We start from the raw sequence: 12785 nt of genomic DNA, 5'->3' as shown, positions 1-12785 counted from the left end.
GCCATTCGAGGGGAACGGGACGACGTCGCATTGTCGAGTACAGAACATCCACGTGTCGGACGGATGAGTTCATGGGGCATGCGTCTCGCGTACGCTGCGCGCCCATGAGCATCGCAGTGGTGACGGGAGCCGGTTCGGGCATCGGCCGGAGCGTGGCGCTGGCCCTCGCGGCGGCCGGCTGGTCGGTGGCCCTGGCGGGGCGGCGGGCGGAGGCCCTGGAGGAGACGGCCTCGGCCCTGCCGGACGGCGACTTCCTGAGCGTCCCGACGGACGTCACGTCCGAGGAGGCGGTGGCCGCCCTCTTCTCCTCGGTACGGGACCACTACGGCCGCGTCGACCTGCTCTTCAACAACGCGGGGACGTTCGCGGGCGGCGGCACGCCGGTCGAGGACCTCGCCCCGGAGACCTGGCGGGCGGTGGTGGACGTCAACCTGACGGGCGCGTTCCTCTGCGCCCAGGCCGCCTTCCGCACGATGAAGGACCAGTCGCCGCAGGGCGGCCGGATCATCAACAACGGCTCGATCTCCGCCCACGTGCCGCGCCCGCACTCGATCGCGTACACGGCGACGAAGCACGCGATGACGGGCCTCACGAAGTCCCTGTCGCTCGACGGACGCCCGTACCGGATCGCCTGCGGCCAGCTCGACATCGGCAACGCGGCGACGGAGATGACGGCCCGCATGCAGACCGGCATCCTCCAGGCCAACGGCGCGCTGGCGTCGGAGCCGGTGATGGACGCGGCGGACGTGGCGGCGACGGTGGTGCACATGGCGGCGCTGCCGCTGGAGGCGAACGTGCAGTTCGCGACGGTGATGGCGACGACGATGCCGTACATCGGCCGGGGCTGAGCCCGGTTCCGGAACCGGTCCCGGAACCGGGGCTCAGGCCGGTCCCGGGACCGGGGCTGCGGCCGGGGGCGGGAGCCGTCCCCGGCCGGAGGGTCAGGCCTGCCCGGTCTCGAACCGGGACACCTTCCCGCCCTCGACGGTGAAGGCCCACTTGGTCCGCATCGCACCCCAGGTGTCGTTGCGGTAGTCGGCGACGAGGGCGCGCCCGTCGTCGGCCTCGCTCACCACGTCCATGTGCCCCCGGGAGGCGAACACCTCCCGGTCGAGCCACTGCCGCACGTCACGGTCGGACCCGTCGTCGGACATGGTCACGCCGGGCGTGAGGACGTCGAGGAGGCCGGGCTCGTCGTGGGCGTTGAGGGCCGTGACGAAGGCACGCACGACCGGATCACTGAGCTGCTTCACGGGAATGGTCATGCCCCACCCGTACACCCGGGGGGCTCCTCCCCCGCCGCGCCCCGGCCGTGAGGTCCCTCCGACAGCGGGGTCCGGGAGGCTCAGGACCAGTCGCAGGCCTTGCCGTCGCCGTCGCGGTCGCGGCCGGACCGGTAGCCGGGCTGGCCCGCGTAGATCGGGGCCCTGCCCGCGGCGCGGACGGCGTCGCAGTTCTTGTAGTAGGCGAGGCCGCCGCCACCGGAACCTCCGGAGCCGGAACCGGAACCGGAACCGGAACCGGAGCCTGAGCCGTGGCGGTCGGGGTCCGGATCCGGGTCGGGGTGCAGCCGGGCGTAGTCCTCGCCGGGACAGGAGACGCCGGGAGGCGTCAGGGAGAGCCGTACGGACATGGACGAGGGCCGTTCGATGTCCTCACCGGCCTCCGGGTCCTGGAAGCAGATCCGCCAGTCCTCGTGACGGGCCGCCAGGTCCACGTCCGTGTACGCGACGGCGCCCCGGATCTCGGTGAGGCCCGCCTTCCGGAGGATCGCGGAACCGGCCGCGAACGTCTCGCCGACGACGTCCGGCACCTTGGGGAAGACCACGGCGTCACCGTCCCGCGGCGGGCACGGGCTGCTCTTCTCGACGACGGCGAACTCGATCCCGGCCCGCCGCCCTTCCTCGGTCGTCGCCGTCGCTCCGACGGCCGGCTCCTGGAAGCACACCTTCCAGTTGCCGTCGACGAGCTGCATCCTGTCGTCCTCGGTGGCGTCGTGCGAACGCGCCCGGAACCCCGCCTCGTACGCGGCCCGCGACGCCGCCTCCAGGTTCTGCCCGGTGTAGTCGGCGACCACCCGCCGCACCAGCGGCGTCGGCGTGGGGGTGGGCGGGGTGTACGGGGTGAAGGACGGGACCGTGCGGGGCTTCGGCCCGGCACCGGCCGCCGCCGGCCCGTCCGCCGGCGGGCCGCTGGTGCCCAGGGCCACGAACCAGACGCAGGACAGCACGGTCGCCAGCACCTTCCGCCCCGCCGGCCAACGGCTGCGCCAGGCCAGGAGGACACCCAACGGGGGCATCAGGACCAGACAGAGGACGACGGTCCCGGACCGCCGCCACAACGGCTCCTCCCGAACGGACCCCCGCCCCGGCGACGTACCCACCCGACCCTGCCCCTCCCTGACGACGACTCAGCGCCACACAGGGTATGACCTGCGCTTTCACCGTCCGCACGCAGGGGGGCGGCCGCGTCAGTCCAGGCAGAACTCGTTGCCCTCCGGGTCGGTCATCACGATGTGGCCCGCGCTCAACGGCGGCGCGGGCTCGAAGCGGCGCACCCGCTTCGCCCCCAGCCCGACGAGCCGGTCGCACTCGGTCTCCAGGGCGGCCATCCGCTCCTCGCCCCGGAGGCCGGGGGCGGCACGGACGTCGAGGTGGACGCGGTTCTTGGCGACCTTGTCCTCGGGCACCTGCTGGAAGAACACGCGGGGGCCCTCCCCCTCCGGATCCTCGATGGCGGACCGGGAGTTGCGCTGGTCCTCCGGTACGCCGATCCGCGCGAGGAACTCGTCCCAGGCGTCCAGCGGATCGGCCCCCTCGGGCACCTCCACGCCGGGCGGCCCGGGGTGGACGTACTTCAGCGCGTCGCGCCAGAAGGACGAGAGCGCCCGCGGGTCGTGGGCGTCGAAGGTGACCTGGAAACGTCGGCTCATCCGGGCGGCTCCGTTCGTAGCGGCTGGCGAGGCGACGGTACCCAAGCGGGGGGCGCCGCGCCCGGCGAACCGGCGCGGCCGCTCCCAGCACGCCGTCCGAATTGCGCCAGCGGTACGGCCCCGCCGCGCGCGAGGCTGGCACCATGACCACCTACTCCCCCCGCCCGATCTCCCCCGCCGCGCTCGCCCGGCTGCGCGACACCGACGACGCCGGCCGCCCCTGCGCGACCCACACCGCCGTCGAGGGCGGCGATCCCCTCCGCTGCTGCCTGCGCCCCTCCGCGCCCGGCGAGCGGATCGCCCTCGTCTCGTACGCGCCGCTGCGCCGCTGGGCCGCCGAGACCGGTGCCGAGCCCGGCGCGTACGACGAGCAGGGCCCGGTCTTCATCCACGCCGCCGACTGCGGCGGCCCCGCGCCCTCGGAGGAGTACCCCTTCTCCCGCCCGGGAGCGCTCCGCGCCCTGCGCCGCTACGACGCGGACGGCCGGATCGTCGGCGGCCGCCTCCTGGAACTCCCCGAGGACCCCGGGGCGGGCTTCGACGCCTCCCTCACCGAGGCCTTCGCGGACCCGTCCGTCGCCCTGGTCCACGTCCGGGCGGTCGAGTACGGCTGCTTCCACTTCGAGGTCCGCCGCCCCTGAGCCGGGCACGGAAAAGGCCCCCGACCGGGCGGAAACCCGGTCGGGGGCCTTCCCCACGTGGGCCGACAGACGAGTCGGGCTGTACGCCGGGTTCTGTGCCCCGGGACCTCGCGGTCGTCGGGGCGACGGCCATCCATCTAGGACCGGCGTTGCCGCCGGCCTCCTGCGGTCTACCCGCGGACTCGGGCGAGCAGCCCTCGAACATCCGCGCAGGGACACCGGAGTGTCCCCTCTTGACCTTGCTCCGAGTGGGGTTTACCTAGCCGCCTGAGTCACCTCAAGCGCTGGTGGTCTCTTACACCACCGTTTCACCCTTACCGAGGACCGAGGTCCCCGGCGGTCTGTTTTCTGTGGCACTGTCCCGCGGGTCACCCCGGGTGGCCGTTAGCCACCACCCTGCTCTGTGGAGCCCGGACGTTCCTCGGGAAGATCCGAGGATCTCCACGCGGCCGTCCGCCCGGCTCGTCTGCCGTGGCGACCATGCTACCCGCCGGGGCGGACGCTCCTTGACCCTGCCGCAGCGTCAGGGTTTCTACTGGGCGCATGCGTATCGGCGAGATCGCCGCGCTCGTCGGGGTCACCCCCCGCGCCGTGCGGCACTACCACCAGTCCGGGCTGCTGCCCGAGCCCGAGCGGCGGGCCAACGGATACCGGGAGTACGGGGTCCGGGACGCCGTCCTGCTCGCCCGGATCCGGCGGCTGACCGAGCTGGGCCTCGGTCTCGACGAGGTACGGGACGTGCTCGCGGACGACGAGGGGCGGGGGCTCGTGGAGGTCCTGGAGGAACTGGCGGACGACCTGGCCCGGCAGGAGGCGGTGATCCGGGAGCGCCGGGAGCGCCTGGCGCCCCTCCTCGCCGAGGCCCGCGCCGGGCGCCTGCCCGCCGAGGGCCCCGTCTCGCCCGAGCTCGCGGCGCTGCTCGCGGGGCTCGGAGAGCTCCCCGAGTCGCCGATGGCGGCGAAGGACCGGGAGATCCTGACCCTGCTCGACACCGTCGCCCCCGAGGCCGAGCGGGCCCGGCTGATGGAGCTGATGCGGGACGTGGCGGGCAGCGCGCGGGAGCTGTACGGGCTCCTGGACGCCCTCGCCGACGCGGCGCCGGACGATCCCCGGGTGGACGGGGCGGCCCGTGCCCTGGCGGCCGTCCTGCCGGACGGGATCGCGGTGGAGCTGCCTCCGGAGGGGGCCGGGGGGCTCGCCGACACCTTCTTCGCGGACCTCGCGCCGGCCCAGTCGGCGGCAGTGCGGCGGGCGGTGGAGCTGGTGGTGCGGCGGTCGGAGCGCGGGGAGGGGGACCGATGACGGACACCGCCCGCGTGCCGCGCGGTCGCCTGCTGCGGCTCCTGCGCGCGGTCGCGTACGCCGTGCTCCCCGCCGAGCTCGTGCTCGCCGTCTGCCTGCTCGCGGGGGTGCGGATGCCCGGGGCGGTGCTCCTCGTCGGGGAGCTGCTCGTGGCGGCGGTCCTGGTCACCGAGGTGACGGTCTTCCTCCGGCTCCTGCGGCGCGGGCTGCCCGCACGGGACGCCCTGGGCGAGCTGGTGCCCGAGGCCGTGCTGCGGCTGGTCGGGCACGAGCTGCGGCTCCTGGCGGGCCTCGGCCGGTGGGTCGCGCGCCGGCCGCACGGGGTGGCGGGCGCGGACGGCGTGTTCCCGTACGCCCGGGACCAGGCGGCCCTGATGTACGGCTTCGCGTTCGTGTGTGTGGTGGAGACGGTCGGCATGTCGTACCTGCTCGCCGACTGGCCCGTGGTCCACACGGTCGTCCTCGTCCTGGACGTCTACACCGTGCTGTTCGTGCTCGGGCTGCACGCCGCCTCCGCCACCCGTCCGCACACGCTCGCCGGGAGCACCCTCCGGGTCCGGCAGGCCGCGCACGTCGACGTCCGGGTGCCGCTCGACCGGATCGCCAGCGTCCGCCGCGAGTCGCTCTTCTCCCACGAGAGGCGGGACGGCGAGCTGAACCTCGCCGTCGGTTCCCAGACCACCGTCACGATCGGGCTGACGGAACCGGTCGACGCGCCCCGGCTGCTGGGCGCACCCCGCCCCGTACGGCTGATCCGGTTGCACGCCGACGATCCGCAGGCGCTCGTGCGGGCGGTCACGCGGGCGCGAACAGCACCTTCGCCGTCCCCGGGTCCGCTTCCGACAGCCTGACCCGCAGCCACTCCCCCAGCGGCAGCCTCGCCTCCCCGCCCTCGATGCGGGCCACGACCGCCGGGTCGTCGAGGTGGACGGTGCCGACGGCCGGTTCGCGCTCCTTCACGTCGATGACGTACGCGTCGAAGATCTCGCCGATCCGTTCCCGCAGGAGCGCCGCCTCGACGATGTCGACGCTCTCGCGTTCGACCGTGTTGGCGCGGCGGGCGCCTGCGGCCATCTCGTCGGGGAGGGCGGGCAGCGCGGCCCGCACCCACGCGGGCGGCTCGTCCCCGGCGACCGCCGCCACGCACAGCTCGCCCGCGTACCGGTCGACGAGGCGGCGCAGCGGCGCGGTGCAGTGGGTGTACTCGTCGGCGACGGCGGCGTGGACGGCCGGGCTGGGGATGTGGCCGTCGGTGAAGACGGTGTATCCGGCGCCGCGCAGCAGGGTGGTGCACTCCTGGAGGAAGGCGGCGTGGCGCGGGTTGGCGGGGTCGGCGGAGCGGACGACGTCCGCGTACGAGACGTGGTGCGGCCACGGGACGCCGAGGGCGTGGGCGGAGCGGCGCAGGCGGGCGACGGCGCCGTCCGGGGCGGTGGGCAGGGTCCGCAGGATGCCGGTGCCGGCGGCGGTCATGAGGTCGGCGGCGGCCATGCCCGTGAGCAGGGAGATCTGGGCGTTCCAGGCGTCGGCGGGGAGGGGAGCCCGGTAGGCGAGCGCGTAGGTGTGGTCGGTCTCGACGATCTCCTGCTCGGGGACGTTGAGGGAGATCCCGCCGCGTTCGGCTTCGAGGGCCTCGCGGAGGCGGCCGATGGTGCGGAGGAGGGCGAGCGGCTCCTCGGCCGTCCCGTCGTCGATCTCCCGCTGCACGCCCGCGTAGTCGAGCCGGGCCCGGCTGCGGACGAGGGCGCGGCGGACGTCGGTGGCGACGCGGCGTCCCTCGGCGTCGAGGTCGATGCGCCAGAGCAGCGCCGGGCGGGGTTCGCCGGGAAGGAGGCTGGCGGCGCCCTCGGAGAGGACGGGCGGGTGGAGGGGGACCCTGCCGTCGGGGAAGTAGAGCGTGAGGACGCGCCGGTGGGCCTCCGCGTCGATCGCGCCGCCGGGGGTGACGAACGCGGCGACGTCGGCGATGGCGTAGTGGACGCGGTAGCCGCCGTCGGCCCGCCGGGCCAGGTGCATGGCCTGGTCGAGGTCGGTGGAGCCGGGCGGGTCGATCGTGAAGAGCGGCAGGTCGGTGGCGTCGTACGGGGGAAGGCGGGGCGCCTTCGCGGCGGCTTCGGCCTCGGCGAGGACCGCGGGCGGGAAGTCCTCGGGGATCGCGAGCTCGGTACGGAGTGCGCGCAGGGCGGCCCGCAGCGGAGCCTCGGCTGCGCCGGTCACGTGGATGTGGCGGCGGGGCATGGACCGAGCGTAGGGCGCGGGGTGGGGCGGGGCACGTCGAGTGGTCGCGGGGCGGGGGGCGCGCGGTGGTCGCGGGACGGGAGCCGGGCGGGGCACGGGCCGCGCCCGGCGGGTGGTCGCGGGGCACGGGCCGCGCCCGGCACCTCGTACGCTGGACGGCCGGGGCCGCACCCCCATCCCCGTACGGACGAAGGAGAACCACCGTGCTCGTGCTGTTGCCGCCCTCCGAAGGCAAGGCCTCCTCGGGGCGCGGGGCGCCGCTGAAGCCGGAGTCGCTGTCCCTGCCGGGGCTCGCGGAGGCGCGGGCGGCGGTCCTGGACGAGCTGGTCGAGCTGTGTGCCGCCGACGAGGACAAGGCCCGCGAGGTGCTCGGTCTGAGCGAGGGGCTGCGCGGCGAGGTCGCGAAGAACACCGGGCTGCGGACGGCGGGCGCGCGTCCGGCCGGGGAGATCTACACCGGCGTGCTGTACGACGCGCTGGGCCTGGCGACGCTCGACGCGGCGGCCCGGAAGCGGGCGGGCAGCTCGCTGCTGGTGTTCTCGGGGCTGTGGGGCGCGGTGCGGGTGACGGACCGCATCCCCTCCTACCGCTGCTCGATGGGCGTGAAGCTGCCGGGGCTCGGGGCGCTGGGGGCGCACTGGCGGGGCGCGATGGCCTCGGTGATGCCGGAGGCGGCCGGGGACGGTCTCGTCCTGGACCTGCGCTCGTCGGCGTACGCGTCGGCGTGGAAGCCGAAGGGGGAGCTCGCGGCCCGGACGGCGACGGTGCGGGTGCTGCACGCGCCGACCCGGAAGGTGGTCAGCCACTTCAACAAGGCGACGAAGGGCCGGATCGTGCGGAGCCTCCTGGAGGCGGGCGCGGAGCCGGGTTCGCCGGTGGAGCTCGCGGAGGCGCTGCGGGATCTGCGGTACGTGGTGGAGGAGAGCGGGAAGGCGGGCGCCCTCGACGTGCTGGTGGACGAGATCCACTAGCCTCTGTTGCACCCTCCGCAACGCTCGTTGCGGGTGACGCTCGCCCTGGGCAGGATGACGCCCATGACGAGCGTCTTCGACCTTGCCCCGGACGGCCCCGTCGTCCCCGTCGTCGTGATCGAGGACGCCGCCGACGCCGTGCCCCTGGCGCGGGCCCTGGTGGCCGGCGGGCTGCCGCTGATCGAGGTCACCCTGCGCACCCCGGCCGCGCTCGACGCCGTCCGCGCGATCGCGGCCGAGGTGCCGGAGGCCGTCGTCGGCGCCGGGACCGTCGTCTCGGCGGCCGGGGTGGCGGACGCGGTGACCGCCGGGGCGCGGTTCCTGGTCAGCCCGGGGTGGACCGGGCGGCTGCTCGGCGCGATGCGGGACTCGGGCGTGCCGTTCCTGCCGGGGGTCTCGACGGCCTCGGAGGTCGTGGCCCTGCTCGAACAGGACGTGACGGACATGAAGTTCTTCCCGGCCCAGGCGGCGGGCGGCGTCCCGTACCTGAAGTCCCTCGCGGGCCCGCTGCCCCGGGCCCGCTTCTGCCCCACGGGCGGCATCTCGGCGGCCTCCGCCCCCGCCTACCTCGCCCTCCCGAACGTCGGCTGCGTCGGCGGTTCGTGGATGCTCCCGCCGGACGCGCTCGCGGCCCGCGACTGGGCGCGGGTGGAGGCGCTGGCGCGCGGGGCGGCGGGGCTGGGGGCGCCGGTCAGCCGGTGAACGCCACGCTGAGGTGGTCGGTGACCGGGCGGTAGCCGAGGCGCTGGTAGAGGGCGTTGCTCGTGGGGTTGGCCAGGTCGGTGAAGAGCAGGACCTGCGCCGCTCCCGCGTCGCGCGCGGCCCGGCTGACGGCTTCGGTGACACCGGCCGCGTACCCCCGGCGGCGCTCGGCGGGCGGGGTGTGGACGAGGTGGACGCGGGCCTGGCCCTCGATCGTGCGGGAGACGGCGGCCATGGAGACGGGGCGGCCGTCGGGCGCCTCCCAGAGCCAGAGCCGCTCCTCGGAGATCCGCTCGGTGAGGAAGCCGGTGTAGTCCTCGGCGGGCTCGTACCCCATGGCCACGGCGAACTCCGCCGTCCAGACCGCGACGAGCGGGACGTCGGCCTCGGTGGCGAGCCTCGCGCGCCCCCCGGGCGCGGGGTCCTGCGGGGTCAGCTCGCCGAGCCGGAAGAGCCGCATCCGGGTGGTGGGCGCCCAGCGGCGGCCGGTGGCCTCCGCGTACGCCTCGACGGCGGCGGTCTCGCCGCGCACCACGGTGGGCTGCCGTTCGTCGCCGAGGAGTCCCGCGGGAGCGAGCGCGCGCGCCGCCTCGTCCGTCATGGCCCCGAGCGAGGGCGCGCCGGACGGCGGCACCACGAGGACGCCGGTGACCCGGCCGTCCCCCTCCGCCCACCAGCCGAGCCGCGCGGCCGTGTCCATGAGCGTGAGCACGGCGGTGTTGCGGGCGGCCTCGGCGGTGAGATGCCCGCCGGCCTCGGCCCGGAAGACGGCGGGGCTGTCGGTGAAGGACCACGTCATGCGGGAGATGGTGGTACGGGCAGGGGGACCGCCGCCACCGCTTTCCGCGCTACCGCAGGTGCGAGGTGTCGTTGAGGAGGCGTACGGAGGCGTTGCCGTCGGCGTAGTAGGCCACGGCCGAGATCGAGGCGGCCGAGAGCTCCATCCGGAACAGCGACTCGGGCGGGGCGCCGAGCGCGAGCCGGACGAGGGTCTTGATCGGCGTGACGTGCGTGACGAGCAGGACCGTGCGGCCCGCGTACGCGGCGGTCAGCCGGTCCCGGGTCGCGGCGACGCGCCGGGCGACGGTCGCGAAGCTCTCCCCGCCGCCGGTGGGCGCGGCCTTCGGCGAGGCCAGCCAGGCGTCGAGGTCCTCGGGGTGCCGCTCCCGCACCTCGCGGAAGGTCAGCCCCTCCCAGGCGCCGAAGTCGGTCTCGCGCAGGCCCTGCTCGACGCGGACGTCGAGGCCGAGGCGGGCGGCGACGGCACCGGCGGTCTGGCGGCAGCGGGTGAGCGGCGAGCTGACGATCTCCTGGATGGTGCCGCGCGCGGCGAGCGCCTCGGCGACGGCCTCGGCCTGGCGCAGCCCGGCGGCCGACAGCTCGGGATCGCTCCCGCCGCTCCCGGAGAACCGCTTCTCGGGCGTGAGCGCGGTCTCCCCGTGCCGGAGCAGCACGAACGTCGCCGGAGCCCCCATGTCGGGCCCGGCCCAGCCCTGCCGGGGGGCGCCCTGCGCGGGAGCGGGGGCCGTCCCGGCCGGTGCGGTCCCGCCCGTCCCGGCCGGTGCGGTCGGCGTGGCGGACGCGTGGTCGCGTGCCGCGTGGCCCGTCGGGGCCAGGACGCCCGCCTCGGCCTCGAAGTCGCCGGAGGACACCGAAGCCGCTGCGGTCGCGGCCGCCGGGGCGCCGCCCAGCCCCTCTGCGGCGAAGAGGCCGTCGTCGGGCCCCGCGGCGGAGCCGCCCGAGGCCGTCACGGCCTCTTCCGCGGCGAACAGCCCGTCAACCGGTCCGGCGCCCGGTTCGCTCGCGGCCGGTGGGCGCGAGGCGGTGCCCGGCCAGACGCCCGAGCCCGTGCCCGTACCGCCCGCGGACGCCGTCGGCGCGGAGGCGGTCAGCGCCGCGCGGGCCTTCGCCGCGCCCGCCGTCGCGTCGCCCGGCGGGCCCGACGGGGGCGGGCTCGCGGCGTTGCGGGCGGCCGAGGCGTCCAGGGCGGCCGTGGAGCCGGACGGCTCCCACGGGCGGCCCTGCTTGCCCGCGTCCATCGCCTCGTTCGCGAGCCGGTCCGCGTGCTTGTTCCGCTCGCGCGGGATCCACTCGTAGCGGACCTGTCCGGGCGGGAAGACCCGGCCCGCCTCGGCCGCGAGCGGCTTCATGTCGGGGTGCTTGATCTTCCAGCGGCCGGACATCTGCTCGACGACCAGCTTGGAGTCCATGCGGACGTGGACCGCGGCGTCCGGGAAGAGCTCCCGGGCCGCCTTCAGGCCCGCCACCAGGCCCTTGTACTCGGCGACGTTGTTCGTGGCCACGCCGATGTACTCGGCGGCCTCCGCGAGGGTCTCCCCCGTCGCCGGGTCGAGGACGACCGCGCCGTAGCCCGCGGGCCCCGGGTTGCCCCGGGAGCCGCCGTCCGCCTCGACCACGACCTCGCGCATTACAGACCGGACTCCGCGGTGCGGACGAGGATCCGGCGGCAGTTCTCGCACCGGACGACCGTGTCCTTGGCGGCGGCGCGGACCTCGTTGAGCTCGGTGATGTTGAGCTCGATGTGGCAGCCCTCGCACTTGCGCTGGTACAGGCGGGCCGCGCCGACGCCGCCCTGCTGCTCGCGCAGCTTCTCGTACAGCTTGATCAGGTCGGCCGGGACGGAGCCGGCGACGAGCTCGCGCTCCTTGGCGACGGAGCCGGACTCGCCGTCCAGCTCGGCCTGGGCGGCGTCGCGGCGGGCGGTGGCGTCGTCGGTCTTGGCCTGCACGGCGGAGACCCGCTCGGTCAGCTCGGCCAGGCGCTCCTGGACGGACTCGCGGCGCTCCATGACCTCCAGGACGATCTCCTCCAGGTCGCCCTGGCGCTTGGCGAGGGAGACGATCTCGCGCTGGAGGTTCTCCAGGTCCTTCGGGGAGGACACGGCGCCGGAGTCGAGCCGCTGCTGGTCGCGGGCGGCACGCTGGCGGACCTGGTCGACGTCCTGCTCGGCCTTGGTCTGCTCGCGGCCGCAGTCGCTCTCCTCGGTCTGCGCGGCGACGAGCAGGTCGCGCAGCTGGGTGAGGTCCTTGGCCAGCGCCTCGATCTCGGCGTGCTCGGGCAGCGAGCGGCGCTTGTGGGCGAGCTGCTGGAGGCGGACGTCCAGGGCCTGGACGTCGAGGAGGCGGATCTGGTCGGCGGGCGCGGCGTTCAGTTGGGGGCTCCAGGAGAGGTGTGGTGGGAGGACCAGGGGTCGGTGACCGTCTTCGAGACGTGGACGCGGAGGTCCCAGCCGTGACGGTCGGAGAGGCTGTCGAGCTGCGCGGCGGCCTGCTCGCACCAGGGCCATTCGGTGGCCCAGTGGGCGGCGTCGACCAGGCCCAGCGGGGAGTGCTGGGTGGCTTCGGAGACCGGGTGGTGGCGCAGGTCGGAGGTGAGGAAGGCGTCGACGCCCGCGGCCCGTACGGCGTCGAAGAGGCTGTCGCCGGAGCCGCCGCTGACGGCGACGCGGCGCAGGAGCATGCCGGGGTCGCCGGCGACGCGGATGCCCTGCGCGGTGGCGGGCAGCCGCTTGGCGGCGCGGGCGGCGAACTCGGCGAGGGTCTCGGGGCGGTCGAGCTCGCAGATCCGGCCGAGGTTGCTCTCGGGGACGAGGGGTCCGGTGATCCGGAGGTCGAGCGCGCCGGCGAGGGCGTCGGAGACGCCGGGGTCGGCGGTGTCGGCGTTGGTGTGGGCGACGTGGAGGGCGATGTCGTGCTTGATGAGGGTGTGCACGACGCGGCCCTTGAAGTGGCCGGCCGCGACCGTCGTCGTCCCGCGCAGGTAGAGCGGGTGGTGGGTGACGATCAGGTCGGCGCCGAGGGCGATCGCCTCGTCGGCGATCTCCTGGACGGGGTCGACGGCGAAGAGGACGCGGCCCACCTCGGCGTCGGGGTCGCCGCAGACGGTGCCGACGGCGTCCCACGACTCGGCCCGCTCGGGCGGCCAGAGGGCGTCGAGCTCGGCGATGACTTCAGAGAGACGGGGCACGGGGGAAAGGCT

Annotated in this window: 14 protein-coding genes and 1 other RNA gene; 6 read left to right on the top strand and 9 right to left on the bottom strand. The window is 75.4% G+C overall.

Going from position 1 to position 12785, the window contains the following annotated elements; genetic code table 11:
* The first annotated feature begins 71 nt into the window (after positions 1–71).
* Positions 72–848, top strand: coding sequence for an SDR family oxidoreductase (locus ACFV2S_RS21880; protein ID WP_385561566.1), 777 nt, complete (start codon positions 72–74; stop codon positions 846–848).
* 93 nt (positions 849–941) lie between these two features.
* Here the strand turns inward: ACFV2S_RS21880 and ACFV2S_RS21875 are convergent, their stop codons facing one another.
* The 3 genes from ACFV2S_RS21875 to ACFV2S_RS21865 form a co-directional block, all read right to left on the bottom strand.
* Entirely contained in the window at positions 942–1265 is a 324-nt protein-coding gene (locus ACFV2S_RS21875; RefSeq protein WP_385561563.1) for a nuclear transport factor 2 family protein, read from the bottom strand.
* An 80-nt stretch (positions 1266–1345) separates the two neighbouring features.
* Positions 1346–2341, bottom strand: a complete 996-nt coding sequence (locus tag ACFV2S_RS21870) for an excalibur calcium-binding domain-containing protein (RefSeq protein ID WP_385561561.1) — start codon at positions 2339–2341, stop codon at positions 1346–1348.
* A 129-nt stretch (positions 2342–2470) separates the two neighbouring features.
* Entirely contained in the window at positions 2471–2932 is a 462-nt protein-coding gene (locus tag ACFV2S_RS21865; protein WP_385561558.1) for a VOC family protein, read from the bottom strand.
* A 143-nt stretch (positions 2933–3075) separates the two neighbouring features.
* Here ACFV2S_RS21865 and ACFV2S_RS21860 point away from each other — a divergent pair, with 143 nt between their 5' ends.
* A complete protein-coding gene (locus ACFV2S_RS21860; protein WP_385561555.1) occupies positions 3076–3573 on the top strand; it encodes a DUF1203 domain-containing protein in 498 nt (165 codons plus the stop codon).
* 66 nt (positions 3574–3639) lie between these two features.
* Here ACFV2S_RS21860 and rnpB read toward each other — a convergent pair.
* An RNA gene (rnpB, locus tag ACFV2S_RS21855) (RNase P RNA component class A) lies at positions 3640–4038 on the bottom strand.
* A 78-nt stretch (positions 4039–4116) separates the two neighbouring features.
* Between rnpB and ACFV2S_RS21850 the strand changes: the two genes are divergently transcribed.
* Both ACFV2S_RS21850 and ACFV2S_RS21845 read left to right on the top strand, forming a co-directional pair.
* Positions 4117–4875, top strand: coding sequence for a MerR family transcriptional regulator (locus ACFV2S_RS21850; protein WP_385561552.1), 759 nt, complete (start codon positions 4117–4119; stop codon positions 4873–4875).
* Positions 4872–5726 (top strand): hypothetical protein, encoded by an 855-nt coding sequence (locus ACFV2S_RS21845; RefSeq protein ID WP_385561549.1) that lies wholly within the window; start codon positions 4872–4874, stop codon positions 5724–5726. Before ACFV2S_RS21850 ends, ACFV2S_RS21845 begins: the two co-directional genes overlap by 4 nt.
* Here ACFV2S_RS21845 and ACFV2S_RS21840 read toward each other — a convergent pair.
* The gene (locus ACFV2S_RS21840; protein ID WP_385561546.1) at positions 5671–7113 is read right to left on the bottom strand and encodes an RNB domain-containing ribonuclease; all 1443 of its coding nucleotides are present in this window, start codon (positions 7111–7113) and stop codon (positions 5671–5673) included. The two genes, ACFV2S_RS21845 and ACFV2S_RS21840, sit on opposite strands and share 56 nt — an antisense overlap.
* Positions 7114–7316: 203 nt before the next feature.
* Between ACFV2S_RS21840 and yaaA the strand changes: the two genes are divergently transcribed.
* Complete coding sequence (yaaA, locus tag ACFV2S_RS21835; RefSeq protein WP_385561543.1) at positions 7317–8084, top strand: peroxide stress protein YaaA; 768 nt, start codon at positions 7317–7319, stop codon at positions 8082–8084.
* 63 nt (positions 8085–8147) lie between these two features.
* Positions 8148–8786, top strand: coding sequence for a bifunctional 4-hydroxy-2-oxoglutarate aldolase/2-dehydro-3-deoxy-phosphogluconate aldolase (gene eda / locus ACFV2S_RS21830; RefSeq protein WP_385561540.1), 639 nt, complete (start codon positions 8148–8150; stop codon positions 8784–8786).
* On the opposite strand, the gene ACFV2S_RS21825 is transcribed toward eda, so the two are convergent.
* The 4 genes from ACFV2S_RS21825 to ACFV2S_RS21810 are packed head-to-tail and all read right to left on the bottom strand — an operon-like array spanning position 8776 to position 12773.
* The gene (locus tag ACFV2S_RS21825; protein WP_385561537.1) at positions 8776–9585 is read right to left on the bottom strand and encodes a GNAT family N-acetyltransferase; all 810 of its coding nucleotides are present in this window, start codon (positions 9583–9585) and stop codon (positions 8776–8778) included. The two genes, eda and ACFV2S_RS21825, sit on opposite strands and share 11 nt — an antisense overlap.
* Before the next feature lie 49 nt (positions 9586–9634).
* Positions 9635–11215, bottom strand: coding sequence for a bifunctional RNase H/acid phosphatase (locus ACFV2S_RS21820; protein WP_385561534.1), 1581 nt, complete (start codon positions 11213–11215; stop codon positions 9635–9637).
* Positions 11215–11958, bottom strand: coding sequence for a zinc ribbon domain-containing protein (locus tag ACFV2S_RS21815; protein ID WP_383800802.1), 744 nt, complete (start codon positions 11956–11958; stop codon positions 11215–11217). The genes ACFV2S_RS21820 and ACFV2S_RS21815 overlap by 1 nt, the downstream gene beginning before the upstream one ends.
* Positions 11955–12773, bottom strand: coding sequence for a Nif3-like dinuclear metal center hexameric protein (locus tag ACFV2S_RS21810; protein ID WP_385561531.1), 819 nt, complete (start codon positions 12771–12773; stop codon positions 11955–11957). The genes ACFV2S_RS21815 and ACFV2S_RS21810 overlap by 4 nt, the downstream gene beginning before the upstream one ends.
* Positions 12774–12785 lie beyond the last annotated feature (12 nt).

The organism is Streptomyces sp. NPDC059695, from assembly GCF_042733785.1.
Lineage (GTDB): Bacteria > Actinomycetota > Actinomycetes > Streptomycetales > Streptomycetaceae > Streptomyces.
The sequence above is the reverse complement of the archived record's forward strand: the minus strand, read 5'-3'. Positions and strand labels throughout refer to the sequence as shown.

Coding starts and splice junctions, on each gene's coding strand:
- ACFV2S_RS21850 (WP_385561552.1), top strand. CDS start 4,117: ATGCGTATCGGCGAGATCGCCGCGCTCGTCGGGGTCACCCCCCGCGCC.
- ACFV2S_RS21865 (WP_385561558.1), bottom strand. CDS start 2,932: ATGAGCCGACGTTTCCAGGTCACCTTCGACGCCCACGACCCGCGGGCG.
- ACFV2S_RS21845 (WP_385561549.1), top strand. CDS start 4,872: ATGACGGACACCGCCCGCGTGCCGCGCGGTCGCCTGCTGCGGCTCCTG.
- ACFV2S_RS21825 (WP_385561537.1), bottom strand. CDS start 9,585: ATGACGTGGTCCTTCACCGACAGCCCCGCCGTCTTCCGGGCCGAGGCC.
- ACFV2S_RS21875 (WP_385561563.1), bottom strand. CDS start 1,265: ATGACCATTCCCGTGAAGCAGCTCAGTGATCCGGTCGTGCGTGCCTTC.
- eda (WP_385561540.1), top strand. CDS start 8,148: ATGACGAGCGTCTTCGACCTTGCCCCGGACGGCCCCGTCGTCCCCGTC.
- ACFV2S_RS21820 (WP_385561534.1), bottom strand. CDS start 11,215: ATGCGCGAGGTCGTGGTCGAGGCGGACGGCGGCTCCCGGGGCAACCCG.
- ACFV2S_RS21840 (WP_385561546.1), bottom strand. CDS start 7,113: ATGCCCCGCCGCCACATCCACGTGACCGGCGCAGCCGAGGCTCCGCTG.
- ACFV2S_RS21860 (WP_385561555.1), top strand. CDS start 3,076: ATGACCACCTACTCCCCCCGCCCGATCTCCCCCGCCGCGCTCGCCCGG.
- ACFV2S_RS21880 (WP_385561566.1), top strand. CDS start 72: ATGGGGCATGCGTCTCGCGTACGCTGCGCGCCCATGAGCATCGCAGTG.